3 protein-coding genes and 1 pseudogene are annotated in these 17431 nt (G+C 41.3%); all 4 read left to right on the top strand.

From position 1 onward, the window contains the following. The first annotated feature begins 9 nt into the window (after nucleotides 1–9). The 4 genes and pseudogenes from FD724_RS16435 (at nucleotide 10) to FD724_RS16420 (ending at nucleotide 17417) form a co-directional block, all read left to right on the top strand. A complete protein-coding gene (locus FD724_RS16435) occupies nucleotides 10–3240 on the top strand; it encodes a non-ribosomal peptide synthetase (RefSeq protein ID WP_179073365.1) in 3231 nt (1076 codons plus the stop codon). A 54-nt stretch (nucleotides 3241–3294) separates the two neighbouring features. Continuing rightward, nucleotides 3295–5964, top strand: a pseudogene (locus tag FD724_RS16430) (type I polyketide synthase); the annotation flags it as partial. A 318-nt stretch (nucleotides 5965–6282) separates the two neighbouring features. After that, nucleotides 6283–11616 carry a non-ribosomal peptide synthetase gene (locus FD724_RS16425; RefSeq protein ID WP_179073364.1) on the top strand — a complete coding sequence of 1778 codons (5334 nt, stop codon included), beginning with the start codon at nucleotides 6283–6285 and terminating at the stop codon, nucleotides 11614–11616. Beyond that, a complete protein-coding gene (locus tag FD724_RS16420) occupies nucleotides 11613–17417 on the top strand; it encodes a type I polyketide synthase (protein ID WP_179073363.1) in 5805 nt (1934 codons plus the stop codon). The genes FD724_RS16425 and FD724_RS16420 overlap by 4 nt, the downstream gene beginning before the upstream one ends. Nucleotides 17418–17431 lie beyond the last annotated feature (14 nt).

Raw genomic sequence — 17431 nt, 5'->3', positions numbered from 1 at the left:
TTCCTATATATGCCAACTCAAATAACTCAAGGTTTTCGCCTTTCCCCTCAACAGAAACATATTTGGTCATTACAGCAAAATAATTCCGCTTATTTTGCTCAATGTGCCCTTCTTCTAGAAGGCGATCTCAAACCAGAAGTATTAAAAGCTGCTTTAGAACAAGTCATTATTCGACATGGAATTTTACGTACAACTTTTCACTGTCTACCGGGAATGAAAATTCCTGTGATGGATGTAAAAAATAGTAGTAGTATTATATCGTGGGATAACATCGATCTGAGTCATTGTGAACCCAAAGAAATCTCAAGTAAAATTGCAGAGCTTTTCCAAACAGCAGCGTCCCTAACTTTGGACTTTGAGCAAGGAACACTGTTACATATATCTCTACTAACGCTATCAACAAAAAAGCATATTTTACTTATTAGTTTGCCTTCAGTTTGTGCCGATACTTGGACACTCAAAAATCTGGTGACAGAAATCAGTAATTCATACTCTGCTTGTTTACAAGGTGAGAGAATATCTGAAGAAGTTGTACAATATCTACAATTCTCAGAATGGCAGAATCAATTACTCACAGATGAAGATGCAGAAGCAGCCAAGCAATATTGGCATGAGCAACTTTCTCCACTTGCTTCGTTGAAATTACCTTTTGAAAGCCAGCCGTCACAGCCATCCAAGTTTGAGATCAACTGCTGTCGATTAGATATTCCCCTTGATGTGACAGCCAAGATTGCCAACTTAGCTCAAAAGTATGATACTTCTACTGCTGTCATCTTACTAGCTTGCTGGCAAACGCTGATTTGGCGACTTACAGGACAGCCAGATATCGTTGTTGGTATGGCTAGCGATCGCAGAGACTACGAAGAACTATACAGTTTATTAGGACTTGTTGCTACTTGGTTGCCAATTAAAAGCCATTTGACACCAGACTTACGCTTTCAAGAAGTTGTACAATTAACCACTCAGACTATAGAAGCTAGTGCAGAATGGCAAGATTATTTTGTGCCAGAACCGATAGAAAATCACGAACAACTAGCTTTTCCCATCGGCTTCGAGTTTGAGCAACTACCAGAAAAACTCGTTGCTGGCGACGTATCATTTTCTCTTGAGCAATATTACAGTTGTATTGAACAATTTAAAGTAAAACTCACTTGTACTCAACGCGAGCATTCTTTAACTACAGAGTTCTACTACGATGTAAATTACTTTACAGCCGATGCTATTGAACGTCTAGCCAGAGAATTTCAAACTTTATTAACGAGTGTAACTGCTAATCCCGAAGAGAAAATTAGCCAATTAGAAATTCTCAGCTTTAGCGATCGCCAACAATTACTAGTAGAATTCAACCAAACACATATTGAGAATCCCCAATATAAATGTATTCACCAACTATTTGAAGAACAAGTACAAAAAACACCAAAGAAAATTGCCGTTGTCTTTGAAGATCAGCAACTCACTTATGCACAGTTGAACCGCAAAGCTAATCAACTTGCCCACTATTTGCAACAGCGAGGAGTCAAGCCGGAAGTTTTAGTAGGACTTTGCACAGAGCGTTCGTCGGAGACGTTGCCGGAGGCATCGCTCTTGATGATTATTGGGCTTTTGGGCATCATAAAAGCTGGTGGAGCCTATCTACCACTAGATCTAACCTTACCCAAGGAAGGTTTTGCTAGCCGATTGCAGGGTATCGAAATACCATTGATATTGACACAACAGCGATTAGTCGATAACCTGCCAACAGATGTAGCACAGATAGTTTGCTTAGATACAGATTGGGATATCATTGCCGATCACAAAGATGAAAATCCCATCAGTGAAATCACAGTCCAGAATTTAGTTTATGTTTTGTTTACCTCTGGCTCTACTGGTAAACCGAAGGGAGTTGCCATCGAACACCAGCAACTGCTGAATTACCTTCACGGAATCACACAGAGGTTAGACTTATCAAGCACAACTAACTTTGCCACTGTTTCCACCTTAGCTGCTGACTTGGGTAACACTGGAATCTTTGCTGCCCTTTGTACTGGCGGATGTCTGCATATATTATCCATCGAGTGTGCTACTGACTCAGCAATCTTGGCAAAATACTGCCGCACCCATCCCATTGACTGCCTCAAAATTGTCCCCTCCCACCTTGCTACTCTTCTCGCCTCTGCCCCATCCGATTCCATCTTGCCCCGCCAGCAGCTAATTCTGGGTGGCGAAGCTGCAAGTTGGCAACTTATTGAGCAGATTCGGCAGCAAGCTCCATCCAGCTTAATCTTCAATCACTATGGCCCTACAGAAGCCACCGTAGGAGTTACTACCTTCGCAGTTCAAAATCAGCAAATTAGTACGCAAACAGTACCCCTTGGTCGTCCGCTTGCCAATACGCAGATTTATTTACTAGATAAGCAACTGCAACCAGTACCCATTGGTGTACCAGGTGAATTGTATATTGGTGGTGCGGGGTTAGCCAGAGGTTATCTCAATCGCTCTGATCTAACGGCAGAAAAGTTTATTCCTAATCCTTTTGCAGAGATGGGTTCGCGTCTATACAAAACTGGTGATATGGCTCGTTACTTAGCTGACGGCAATATTGAATTCATTGGGCGAGTTGATCAGCAGGTAAAAATTAGGGGCTTTCGTGTTGAACTTGGAGAAATTGAAAGCGTACTGTGTCAACATCCGCAAGTACAACAAGCTGTAGTTTCTGTTCGGGAAGACAATAGCAACAAATCCTTAATAGCCTACGTTGTTTCTAAGCAAACACAAACACTCAATGTTAGCGAACTGCAAAGATTTCTTAGAGAGAAACTACCAGAATACATGATGCCCTCAGCTTTTATCATGTTGAAGGCTCTGCCACTAACATCCAATGGTAAAATCAATCGTAATGCACTTCCAGAATCAAATGGCGATCGCCCAGAATTGGCAGCAAATTATGAACCACCACAAACTGAGGTAGAGCAAAGCATCGCTGATATCTGGCAACAGATCCTTCATGTTGAGAAAGTGGGCATTCATGATAATTTCTTTGATATCGGTGGTCACTCATTATTGCTTGTTCAAGCTCACGCTAAACTACGAGAAATTTTCCTCAGCAATATATCGGTGATTAATTTATTTGAATATCCAACTATCAACTCATTAGCTAAATATTTGACGCGAAAACAGACGGAAGTAGCTTCTTTTGAAGAAAGCACTCAACGCGCCCAAAGCCGCACTGATTCTAGGCAATCAAGGGCGCAATATAGGTAAAATAATGTGACCAAAAGTAGCACGACCAAAACCTTTACTAATAACAGCTTACCCATGACACCTGACGATCTTAAGGAGACTCAAATCAGCGATTTAGACATAGCTATTATTGGTATGTCGGGGCGTTTTCCTAAAGCTAGTAATTTGGATAACTTCTGGCAAAACCTCAAAGATGGTTTGGAAGCGATTTCATTTTTTTCAGACCAAGAGCTAGAATCAATGGGAGTAGATACAACTACCTTAAATAACCCAAATTATGTCAAAGCAAATGCTGTACTAGATGATATAGAATTATTTGATGCTGCATTCTTTGATTACTCTCCTAAAACAGCAGAAATAATAGATCCCCAGCACCGCCTCTTTTTGGAAACAGCTTGGGAGGCTTTGGAAAATGCTGGCTATGATTCTAAAACTTATCAAGGTCGAATTAGTGTTTACGGTAGCGCTAGTATTAGTAGTTACTTTTTATTCAATCTTTTTTCTAATCCTGAATTAATCAAATTAGTTGGTCTTGACCAAATTAGACATCATAATCGTACAGATAATCTGACTACACGAGTTGCTTATAAATTAGATTTAAAGGGTTCAGCTATCACCGTCCAAACTGGATGTTCTAGTTCATTAGTTGCTATTCATTTAGCCTGCCAAAGCTTAATAGATCGTGAATCCGATCTGGTTTTAGCAGGTGGAGTTTCTATAACTAACTTAAAAAAGACTGGCTATGCGTATCAAGAGGGGGGAATTTTGTCTCCCGATGGACATTGCCGCGCCTTTGATGCCAAAGCGCAAGGAACAGTTGGCGGTGATGGGGTAGGTATAGTAATTTTAAAACGATTAGCAGATGCGATCGCTAATGGAGATTATATTCATGCTGTGATTAAAGGTTCAGCGATTAATAATGATGGTTCTGCCAAAATTGGCTATACAGCTCCTAGTATCGATGGTCAAGCCAAAGTGATTGCTGAAGCTCTCGCCATCAGCAGAATTGAACCCGATATGGTCAGTTATGTAGAGGCTCATGGCACCGGCACAGTTTTAGGAGATCCGATTGAAATTGCAGCCTTAACTAAATCTTTTCGCGCCAGAACTCAGAAAAAGAATTTCTGTGCTATTGGTTCGGTAAAAACGAATATCGGCCACCTAGATACCGCATCTGGTATTGCAGGTTTAATCAAGACTGTCCTCGCACTCAAACACAAGCAAATACCACCCAGCTTACACTTTCAAGAACCATCACCCCAGATTGATTTTGCTAATAGTCCCTTCTACGTTAACGCCAAGCTTTCAGAATGGAAGTCAAACGGGAATCCTAGACGTGCAGGAGTCAGTTCCTTTGGTATTGGTGGCACTAATGCTCATGTAGTTCTAGAAGAAGCTCCGGTAGAGAAGCAGTGGAGGCAAGGGGAGCAGGGTAGGAAACATCATCTGTTAGTTGTTTCTGCGAAAACAGAATCAGCATTAGAGACAGCTACGGCAAATCTGGCTAATCATCTCAAACAGCATCCCGATTTAAACTTAGCTGATGTTGCTTACACTCTTAAAGTAGGTCGTCGAGCTTTTAACTATCGTCGGATGGTAGTTTGTCAAGATATTGATGATGCAATCAAAGTTTTAGAAACAAAAGACCCGGAACGAGTTCTCACGCACTATCAAGAACCAGGTGAGCCAGAAGTTGTATTTATGTTTCCCGGTCAGGGATCTCAATATGTAGGAATGGGTCTAGGATTATACCAAACTGAGCCAATTTTCCGAGAACAAGTTGATTATTGCTGTGAACAACTTAAACCTATTTTAGGGTTAGACTTATGCACTATTCTCTATCCCAGCCAAGAACAGAGCCAATGGGCGACACAGCAGTTAATACAAACTAACATTACCCAGCCGACGTTGTTCGTAATTGAATATGCTTTAGCACAATTGTGGATAGCTAGGGGAGTGCATCCTAGTGCAATGATTGGTCACAGTATAGGAGAATATGTCGCCGCTTGTTTAGCTGGGGTATTTTCTCTAGAAGATGCTCTGATGCTAGTTGCTACTCGTGGGCAACTGATGCAGCAACTACCTTCAGGCGCAATGCTGGCTGTAGCGTTACCGGAGAAAAAAGTTATGCAGATGCTAGGTGATAAACTCTCCTTAGCAGCCATTAACGCACCAGAGCGTTGTGTAGTTTCGGGCCCAAGCGCAGAGATTGAAGATTTGCAAAACCGCTTAACTGAGCAAGGGATTGACTACCGTTCTCTGCATACATCTCACGCCTTTCATTCTCAAATGATGGACTCGATTCTAGAGCCGTTTACCAAGCTATTAGCAAAAATCAATCTTAATCACCCAAAAATTCCTTTTTTATCTAACGTAACTGGTACTTGGATCACTCCAGAAGAGGCAACAAATAACAGTTATTGGGCTAAACATTTGCGGTCATCAGTACGCTTTGCTGATGGCATTACTGAATTGTGTAAACAGCCAAATCGGATTTTTTTAGAAGTTGGGGCTGGTCGCACTTTAAGTACTTTGACTAAGCAACAATTCCCGGGAAAATTTGTGTTTTGTTCTATAAGTCATCCTCAAGATCAACAATCTGATGCTGTATTTTTATTAAAGACTCTGGGATATTTATGGATGTATGGAATACAAGTAGATTGGTCAGGGTTTTATGCCAATCAAAAACGTCGTCGGCTTCCTTTACCGACTTATCCTTTTGAACGAAAAAAATACTGGATTGACTCTGCTAACGTTAATGAGTTAAATCGATTGAATAGCAAAGAAAATTATAATGATCAGAAGTTGCAGAATGAACAAATTAGTAGTCAACCAAATAATTTAGGAGACAAATCACAACATTTAAGTATTCAATCCCAGCAAAACAATATCCTTCAACTTAATAGTAAAAATCAAAACGGTGGAGATCGTATTAAAAAAATAATAAATAGTCAAATCTCTATCATGTTTAAGCAATTAGAACTATTAGAAAAAGATATATGATTTCAGCTAACAGTAATTCCCCTTTTTAGTGATTAGCAGTTTCAATAAATGTAAAACATTATGGATGAAGATTCTCAATATAAAAAAATAGTATCAACGCTCAAGTACATTGTTAGTGAATCATTGGGAGTTAAATCAACGGTAATAGATATTCATACTCCTTTTCTACAGATGGGCGTTGACTCTCTAATTTTATTGCAAATTAATCGTACTATTCAACAACAGCTAGATATCGATATTCCTTTTCGTTTATTGCTTGAAAATTTATCAACGATTCATAAATTAGGAAATTATATAGCTCAAGAAATACCTCCAAAAAATCTTATTTTAGAGCCTTCTTTTCAGGAATCAACAATTAGTCCAATATTACAATCACATACTGAACCGACACTTGTCATACAGACTTCAGATACACAAAATTTGGAGCCAGAAGATGAAAATTTTGTAACAGGTACACTACTCGAAGAGGTAATAGAACAGCAGCTTGAGTTGATGTCCAAACAGCTAGCAATTTTGCAAAAAGCAGGTTCATCTAAGAAGATATTATCTGTACAAAAAGCAATCATATCTACCCCTATTCAGGATGAGGTAGGACAAATTGCTAAATCTTTAATTAATAACTCTGATATTCCAGAAAGTTCATCATCGATTCAGGTTGAGTCTAAGCAACAACTCATAAACCAAACAATTGAGCCTCTTGATTTAGAATCAAAGACTCTGTTAACTCCCGGTCAACAAAAACATTTAGATGCTTTAATTGCACGTTTTGTTCAACTGACTCCAGAATCTAAACGACTTACTCAAGCTTATCGTTCCTACCATGCTAATAGCAGAGCAATAACAGGGTTCTTGCCCTCGATTAAAGAGATGTTGTATCCCATTCATGGACAGCGTGGGGAAGGAGCCAGACTTTGGGATGTTGATGGCAAAGAATATGTAGACATTTCGATGGGGTTTGGGGCGCTTTTATTTGGTCATTCACCTCCCTTTGTCATCGAAGCTATTCAAGAACAAATAAAGCAAGGTATATTGCACGGGCCACAATCACGTCTTGCCGGTCAGGTTGCGGAGTTAATTTGTGAGTTGACAGGTGCAGAACGGGCTGCTTTTTGTAACGATGGTACAGAAGCTGTAATGGGAGCAATCCGCCTAGCACGCGCTACTACAAGACGCTCTAAGATTGCTTTATTTGCTGGTTCTTATCACGGTACTTATGATGGGATTTTGGTAAGAGGAGTAACTACCAGCGAAGAAACGCGGCGTTCTATCCCTAGAGCTATAGGTATTCCATCATACATTGCTGATGATGTTATCGTACTCGACTATGGCAAACCTGAATCCCTAGAAATTCTGAAAACTCATGCTCACGAACTGGCAGCAGTTCTGGTGGAGCCGATACAAAGCAGTCGCCCAGATTTGCAACCTCAAGAGTTTCTGCTCGAACTCAGACAATTAACTCAAGCAACAGGAACCGTATTAATTTTCGACGAAGTGATTACCGGCTTTCGGATGCACCCAGGCGGGATTCAGGGATTGTGGAATATTCAAGCAGATTTGACCACTTATGGTAAAGCTATTGCGGCTGGGATACCAATTGGGGTTATAGCTGGTAAAGCAGCTTTGATGGATATATTTGACGGTGGGATGTGGAACTATGGAGATGAATCTTATCCTCAAGCAGAAACCACGGTGTTTGCGGGTACTTTTTTCAAACATCCTTTGGTAATGGCTGCGGCTTGGGCTACACTCAACCATATTAAAAATAGTGGCCCGAAATTACAGCAGGAGTTATCTGAAAAAACAACGAAATTAGCCCAGACTCTTAATAGTTACTTTGAACAAAGACAAGTTCCTATTCAAGTAGTCCATTTTGGTTCCCTGTTTCGTTTTATAGCCTCATCGCCCCTCAAGTTTGGTCAGTTGTTTTTCTACCATTTACTAGAAAAAGGTGTTTATGTCTGGGAAGGACGCACTTTTTATCTGTCTACGGCACATACCGATGCAGATATTGAACACGTAATTGGGGCAGTCAAGGAAAGCATAGTAGAAATGCAACAAGGGGAATTATTATCACCTGCCCCGATTTCAACAACGCTCAAAATTCCTCTGACGGCAGCACAAAAAGAACTGTGGTTTTTAGCACAGATGGGAGATGAAGTTTCCCGCGCCTACAACGAATCTAGAACTATCCATCTGCGAGGGACTGGCAATTTATTCGCAGTACGTAAGGCTGTTCAAGAAATTATCAATCGTCACGAAGCGCTGCGAACTACTTTTAGCCCAGAGGGGGATAATCAACTGATTCATTCCACTTTGACTATAGATATTCCTGTGAGCGATTTTTCAACTTTAGATAAAAGTCAACGAGAAACACAACTATCGGAGTTGTTAACACGAGAAGCTCAACAAATTTTCGATTTAGAAAAAGGGCCATTACTGAAGTGTCATATAGTCAAGTTACAAGAAGATCATCATCATCTTGTAATTCTGACAAATCATCACATTGTTGCTGATGGTTGGTCAATTAGTATTTTGTTACGAGAACTAGCAGCAATTTATTCAGCAGAGTGCCAAGGAATTGCTAGCCAACTTCCGCAACCCATGAAATGGAGTGAGTATGCTCTGTGGCAAGTACAAATGCAACAGAGTCCCGAAATGGCAAAAGCTGAAGCTTATTGGCTGAGTCAATTTGCCAGTTCAGTGCCCATTTTGGAATTACCAACTGACCGTCCTCGACCACCGATATTTTCGTACACTGGAGCGCGAGAAAATCTCATTCTCGATTCCAGCTTATATAATTCTTTGAAAAGCTTAAGTGTACAACGTGGTTATACTTTATTTACGATTCTTTTAACAGCATTTATCACCTTATTGCAACGATTGACGAATCAACAAGATATCGTTGTTGGTATTGCTTCGGCTGGACAATCTGCGATCGCAGATGAATATCTGGTTGGCCACTGTGTTAATCTGTTGCCCATACGCAGCCAAGTTATTGACAACCCAGGATTCACAGAATATTTGAGTTCAATCCAGCAGGTATTGTTAGATGCTTACGAGTATCAAATTTATCCTTTTATTAAACTAATTGAAAATTTAAAGTTACCACGAGATCCTAGCCGCACCCCTCTTTTTACCACAGGGTTTAATCTGGACAAAGCTCAATTTGAGTCTAGGTCTTTAAAACAAGAGTTTGAGGTAGCTAAAAATTCTACTGGTGTTACTAAGCTGGATATTAATTTAAATATTCTTCAGACAGACAGTGAATTACTGGTAGAACTGGAATATAACACTCATTTATTTAATACCCAAACAGTTCAACGTTGGCTCGGATATTACGTAACCTTACTAGAAAGTGTTGTCGCCAACCCAGAGCAATCCCTTGCAGAATTGCCTATATTGACACAAACCCAACAGCATCAGTTGTTGGTGGAATGGAACAATACTAAAGTTGACTATCCTGGTGAGTATTGTATCCATCAGTTATTTGAGGCTCAAGTAGAGCGATTACCTGATGCCATTGCCGTAAGTTTTGAAGATCAACACCTCACCTATCGAGAGCTAAACCATCGCGCAAATCAATTGGCGCATTATTTACAATCGCTGGGGGTCAAACCAGATGTCTTAGTAGGGATTTGTGTAGAGCGTTCGCTCGAAATGGTGATTGGAATTCTGGGCATCCTGAAAGCTGGTGGCGCTTATGTGCCGTTAGATCCATCCTACCCACAAGAACGACTAGCTTTGATATTAAACGATGTCAAACCTTTAGTGTTGCTTACCCAAAAGCATCTGGTTACGGAACTCCCTACATCTGCGGCTCAGGTTGTTTGCCTAGACGAATGGGATTTGTATGCCCAGGAAAGTCAGGAAAATCCTAGTACTGGTGTAACAGCCGAAAATCTGGCTTATGTGATTTACACTTCTGGGTCTACAGGAACACCTAAAGGCGTTCTGATTTCGCATCAAGCTTTAGTGAACCACAGTATTGCTGCTGCTAAAGCTTATGAACTGCAACCAGAAGATCGCGTTCTCCAATTCGCTTCTGTGAGTTTTGATGTAACAGCCGAAGAACTATTTCCATCATGGTTAAGTGGTTCAACTGTAGTCATCCGACCCAATCAGGTATTATTGTTTGCTCACTTTGGAAAATTCTTGGCACAGGAAAAACTAACTGTCCTCAATTTACCAACAGCCTATTGGCATGAGTGGGTGTCCGACTTGGTTCAAACAACAACACCATTACCGCAGACGCTGCGCTTGGTGATTGTCGGAACTGAGCAAGCTTTACCAGAAAAACTTGCACTTTGGCATAAACTGGTAGGCGATCGCTCCAAGAGTCCCCGTATCCGTTGGCTTAACGCTTATGGCCCAACTGAGGCAACTATTGGTGTCACACTTTTTGAACCAGTTGAACCAGTTACCTATTCAGAGAACCAACCCGTTTATTGTGTACCTGTTGGTCGTCCCATTGCCAACACCCAGGTGTACTTGCTAGACAAACATTTGCAGCTTACACCTGTAGGCGTACCAGGCGAGTTGTATATTGGTGGTATCGGAATTGCCAGGGGCTACCTCAATCATCCTGAACTGACTGCCGAAAAATTTATTCCTAACCCTTTTGGCGAAAAATCGGGGATGCGTCTGTATCGCACCGGTGATTTAGCCCGCTACTTACCCAACGGGGATATCGAACTCCTGGGACGTATTGACGATCAAGTAAAAATTCGGGGCTTCCGCATCGAACTGGGCGAGATATCAGCAAAATTGCAGCAATACAATAAAGTACGCGAAGCCGTGGTAATAGCTAGGGAAGACGAGCATGGTGATAAGCACTTAGTTGCTTATGTCAGCCCTCAACCAGAACAGACACTAACAATTACTGAGTTGCGTGGCTTTCTTCAGGAGAAGCTACCGCAATATATGATGCCCTCGACTTTTCTAATCCTGCCAACCTTGCCTTTGTTGCCCAACGGTAAACTTGATAAGCGATCGCTACCTGCACCAGAAATCCGCCCAGAGTTAGAAGCTGCTTATGTAATGCCGCAAACACAGATGGAACAAACCATTGCTGGAGTTTGGCAAAAGGCTCTCAATATTGACAACATAGGCGTTCACGATAACTTCTTTGAACTCGGCGGTCATTCATTACTTATGGTGAAAGTTCATAGCCAATTACACGAAATATTCCAAACTGATTTATCAATGCTCGATATGTTCAGATATCCGACTATTAACTCTCTTGCAGAGTTCTTTAGTCAAACTAAAAATCAAACATCATCTTTTAGCGAAACTAATATTTCAATAGAAAAAATTTCTCTTGGTAAATCTAAACAGAAAAAACGTCTACAGAAAATGAAATTGATGATGAATAATCAAGGAGCTAATGAAGAATGAGTATCCCCATAGAAGCTGTTCATCATAATGGTTCAGAAATAGCAATTATTGGTATAGCAGGTCGGTTTCCGGGTGCCAAAAACGTTGATGAATTTTGGCAAAATCTCCAAAATGGTACAGAGTCAATTTCAGTTTTTACTGATGAAGAACTGTTAGCTTATGGGTTAGATGCAGCTACACTCAATAACCCAAAGTTTGTTAAATCAAGAGCTGTATTAGAAGATGTAGAACTTTTTGATGCTGCATTTTTTGGCTTTAATCCCAGAGAAGCGGAAATTACCGATCCCCAACATCGTCTCTTTTTAGAATGTGCGTATACTGCCCTTGAAGATGCTGGCTATGACTCAGAAAATTATCAAGGTTCTATTGGAGTTTACGCCGGAGCTAGCTTCAGTAGGTACTTACTCAATGTATATTTAAACGAAGATATTATTGGATCTATAGATAATCACCAGCTTGCGATCGCAGGTGACAAAGACTATTTAACTACCCGCGTTTCTTACAAACTGAATCTAGAAGGGCCAAGCTTCACTGTTCAAACCGCCTGCTCTACTTCATTAGTCGCTGTTCATTTAGCCACTCAAAGCTTACTAAATGGGGAATGCGATCTAGCTTTGGCAGGTGGGGTTTCCATAAGTTCTTCCAGAAAAACGGGCTATGTTTACAAAGAAGGGGCAATCGGTTCTCCTGATGGACACTGCCGCACTTTTGATGCTCAAGCACAGGGAACTGTCGGTGGCGAAGGTGTAGGCATCGTAGTTTTGAAGCGATTAGAGGATGCTCTAGCAGATGGGGATACCATCCATGCTGTCATTAAAGGTTCCGCTATTAATAACGACGGCTCTTTCAAAGTTAGCTACACAGCACCACGGATAGATGGTCAAGCCAAGGTGATTAGAACCGCTCAAGTTGTTGCCGAGGTTGAACCCGAAACGATTACCTATATTGAAGCTCATGGCACAGGAACATCCCTTGGAGATCCAATTGAAATCGCAGCATTAACACAAGCTTTTCGAGCCAGTACTGATAAAAAAGGCTTCTGCGCCATTGGTTCAGTAAAAACCAACATTGGTCATTTAGACGCTGCTGCTGGGGTAACAGGTCTAATCAAAACTGTTCTGGCCCTGAAGCATCAACAAATACCGCCTAGCTTGCACTTTCAGGAACCTAATCCGCAAATTGATTTTGCCAACAGTCCTTTTTATGTCAACACCAAACTTACCCAATGGACAACAAATAACATTCCTCGCCGCGCTGGAGTTAGTTCTTTTGGGATTGGTGGGACTAATGCCCATGTAATTTTGGAAGAAGCGCCTGTAGGGAGACAGGGGGAGCCGGGGAGGAAATATCATCTGTTAGTTCTTTCTGCAAAAACGGAATCGGCGTTAGAAACAGCTACGGCAAATCTGGCTAATCATCTCCAGCAGTATCCTTTGAACCTTGCAGATGTGGCTCATACCCTTGGTGTAGGTCGTCGAGCTTTCGATCATCGTCGGATGGTGGTATGCCAAGACATGAATGATGCGGTGAAGGTGCTTTCTACTTCAGAATCACAACGAATATTCACCCACTACCAGCAGCCTTGCAATAGTCCTGTGGTGTTTATGTTTTCTGGGCAAGGAACGCAGTATGTGAATATGGCTAGAGAACTCTACGAGAGTGAGCCAACTTTTACACTTACAGTTGATCGTTGTTGTGAGTTGCTCAAACCACATTTAGGTTTTGACCTACGCCATGTATTGTATCCAGATGAGGCACAGACAGCCAAGGCAACGGAGCAGCTTAAACAGACAATTGTTGCTCAACCAGCATTATTTGTCATCGAGTACGCCCTAGCTCAATTGTGGATGGCATGGGGTGTACACCCAGAGGCGATGATTGGTCACAGTATTGGGGAGTATGTAGCCGCTACTTTAGCTGGAGTTTTTTCGCTAGAAGATGCTTTAGCGCTAGTCGCAATCCGAGGACGACTGATACAGGAACTTCCTAGTGGGGAAATGCTCTCTATCCAACTTTCCGAATCAGAGATACAACCCCTGCTAACGGAGGAATTATCTTTAGCTGCAAGTAATGGGCCTTCCTACTGCGTGGTTTCTGGTGTAGCTGAAGCGATCGCACAATTGCAACAACAGCTAGAAGCCAAAGGTATAGGCTGCCGCAGGTTACATACCTCTCATGCCTTTCATTCTCCCATGATGGAGCCAATTCTCCAGCCATTTACAGAGCATCTACAAAAACTCCAACTTCATCCTCCGAAGATTGAGTTTATCTCTAACGTTAGTGGCACTTGGATCGCTGTAGCAGAAGCAACAGACCCCAAATATTGGGTAAAGCATTTACGGCAAACAGTGCGCTTTAACCAAGGGATAACTGAGTTACTCAAAACACAAGAGCGGATCTTTTTAGAGCTTGGGCCAGGACGGACTTTAAGTACTTTTGTCAAGCAACATCATCAAGATAAACTGATAGTACTGACCTCAATCCGTCATCCACAAGAACAACAATCGGATGTAGCATTTTTACTCAACTCTTTGGGACGGCTCTGGCTTTGTGGTGTCAAAGTAGACTGGTCTAGTTTTTATGCTAACGAACAGCGCCATCATATTCCCTTACCAACCTATCCATTTGAGCGTCAACGTTACTGGATTGAAGCACAAAAACAGCCAAGACAAACGGCAGTTGATTTAGGTCAATCTTTGGTAGAGGCTTGTAGGGTAAAGGCTCGTGCTAGCATCGCCACATTAGACGAGCAAACTTATTTGCTGAATAAACAGTGTTTGGATCGTTTGTGTGCTTCCTATATAAACCTTTCTCTCCAGCGTTTAGGTGCTTTTAACAACTTCAATGAGCAATATTCTTTTGAGGAGTTGTGTGAGCAATGCCAGATTATTCCTCGCTATCGGCAATTGTTGTATCGCTTTTTAGATGTACTCGTAGAACAAAGTGATCTACAACAAGAAAAGGATTTATTTACAAACCTTGTTCCCTGTTCTACAGACTCGATTAACGCTCTGGTAGAAGAAGTTAAAATCAAATGCGTACATACACCTCATGTTCTACATATCGTCCAGGAATGTGGTGAGAATCTGCCGGATGTGCTGACTGGTGAAAAAGAACCATTAGAGTTGTATTTTGCGGTAAAAGAGAACAAACCAGAAATTGCAAATTCAGAATTACCTCTGGATACCCATTTAAAAGGGATCATGCAAGCAGGTATGGAACAGGTAGTAAAGTCATTACCACCAGATGTAAACCTGAGAATTCTGGAAATTGGTGGTGGAGGGGGTCTTGCTACGACAGAATTGCTACCTGTATTGCCATCTGAGCGCACCAACTACACTTTTACAGATGTAGGGGGTTTGTTTTTGAATCAAGCCAAACAGCAGTTTAGCGCTTATCCGTTTGTTGAATATCGGTTTCTAGATATTGAAAAACCGCCAACTGCACAAGGATTCAACAGCCACAGTTTTGATGTGGTGGTAGCTGTCAACGTGTTGCACGTAACCCGAAATATAACAAAAACCCTGGAGCATGTGCGATCGCTACTAGCTCCTGGAGGATTCCTGCTATTGTGGGAAATAACTCAACCACAATTAGACTTCGATCTCACCGATGGACTGCTAATGAATCCTTTAGAGGATGAAGAACGCAGCCGTGGTAATCCGTTTTTATCACAAAAGCAATGGCAGGAAGCACTACGTTCTCAAGGGTTTGTTGAGGTAGCGGCTGTCTCTGAAACTGAAGCTTTCGGCGAACAGATTTTGGTAGCTCAAGCTGCTGCATCGATAACTGACTCAGCACCTACAGCATTTACCGTCACCAAGCAAAAAGCTCCTAAAGAGCAAAACCAAGACTTATTGGCTAAAAAATCAGATATTGCTGACTGGTTTTACATTCCTTCTTGGAAACGTACTATGCCACCGCAGCCTTCTCAAGCTGGACTTGAGGGAAAAGCAGGATGCTGGTTAGTGTTTGTGGATGAGTGGGGCTTGGGTGAAAAGTTGATAAAACAACTAGTACTTGAGAATCAAGATGTTATTTCCGTCAGGGTGGGAGAGCAATTTCAGCAAAATAGCGAATATCCTCAACGCACATATACGATTAATTCAGAAAAAGAGGATGATTACAATACCTTACTCAAAGAACTTCGGAGCCTGGGTAAGATTCCCAAAAGGATTGTTCATCTGTGGAGTGTGACATCAAACAGTTACACCAACTCAACAATTGAAGCTTTAGGCTGGTCGAGTTTGTTGTTTTTGGCACAGGCTATTACAGAAAATAATCAAACAGATGCTTTAGAAATTAGTATTGTCTCCAACAATTTACAGGAAATAACTGGTTCAGAAATACTGTGTCCAGAAAAGGCCCTGGTTCTTGGAACTTGCAAAGTTATGCCGCTAGAGTATCCAAATATAACTTGTCGCAGTATTGATGTTGTAGTTCCTGGAGAAAGTGGACAAGAAGAACTCATCCAAACACTAATAGCGGAATTTACAACCCCTACATCTGACCAAATTATTGCTTACCGTGGGCGAAATCGCTGGGTACAAGATTTTGAACCTGTACAACTACATAAAACCGTTAATGAAAATCTCTGCCTGAGAAAACAGGGAGTATATCTCATCACTGGTGGATTAGGAGGTGTTGGCCTACTACTAGCAGAATATCTAGCGCAGACCGCGCAAGCAAAACTTATATTAGTAGGACGTTCAACTTTTCCCGACCAAGATGAATGGTCTGAATGGTTATTGACTCATGAGCCACAAGATCATATCAATCAGAAGATCCAAAAATTGCAGGCAATGAAAGCATTAGGTGCAGAGGTAATGGTAATCAGTGCCGATGTTACCAACCTTGAACAGATGTCCGCAGTGTTTAAAAAAGCTAATCAACGATTTGGTGAGATTCATGGAGTAATTCATGCAGCCGCAGTTTTCGGCGGAGGGATGATGCAACTCACAACAAAAGAAACTGTAGCCAAATCTTTAGCGCCAAAAGTGCAAGGAACACGAGTACTTGAAACTCTATTTAAAGAAAAGAACCTGGATTTCTTTGTACTCTGTTCATCACTAAGTTCATTTGTTGGTACATCTGGAATGGCAGATTATACAGCTGCAAATGCCTTCCTTGACTCCTTTGCTCACTACAGCGCTTCTAAATATGGAACATGGAAATTCATTAAGTCTATTAACTGGGATAGATGGAACAACGTAGGAATGGCAATTCCTGTTGAAGCACGCCATCAAGAAATCACAGGAGAGAATTTAACAGGAGGAATGGTTTCTTTTGAAGGCATAGAGGCTTTTAAACGGATTTTATGTAATAGCACAGTTTCTCAGATTGTTGTCTCAACACAAGATTTTCTCAGCCTGATTAAGCCAAAAAAATCTGCTAAATCTTTGGAAGAAAAATTAGCCCAGCTTAGTCAATCCAAACCAACTCACCCCCGTCCTAAATTAGCAAATGCTTATATTGCTCCTAGTAATGAAATTGAGCGAACCCTTGCTGACGTTTGGCAACAACTTCTAGGAATTGAAAAAGTGGGTATTCACGATAACTTCTTTGAGTTAGGAGGAGACTCTTTATTTGCTACTCAATTAGTTTCTGAACTATGCAAAACGTTCCAAACAGAACTTTCTTATAAAGGCTTTTTTAATGGCCCGACTATAGCTGAGTTAGCTGAAGTTATTGTCCAAAAACTGGCTAACCAGACAAATTTAGAGGAATTAGCTCAAGCTTTAGCAGATATTGAACAACTATCGCAGGATGAAGTGCAGGCATTAATTGCTTCACAACACTAAGTAACTAGACATGA

The sequence above is a fragment of the Nostoc sp. C057 genome, assembly GCF_013393925.1.
GTDB lineage: Bacteria > Cyanobacteriota > Cyanobacteriia > Cyanobacteriales > Nostocaceae > Nostoc > Nostoc muscorum_A.
This window is presented reverse-complemented; position numbering and strand designations above follow the sequence as displayed.

Coding starts and splice junctions, on each gene's coding strand:
- FD724_RS16435 (WP_179073365.1), top strand. CDS start 10: ATGCCAACTCAAATAACTCAAGGTTTTCGCCTTTCCCCTCAACAGAAA.
- FD724_RS16425 (WP_179073364.1), top strand. CDS start 6,283: ATGGATGAAGATTCTCAATATAAAAAAATAGTATCAACGCTCAAGTAC.
- FD724_RS16420 (WP_179073363.1), top strand. CDS start 11,613: ATGAGTATCCCCATAGAAGCTGTTCATCATAATGGTTCAGAAATAGCA.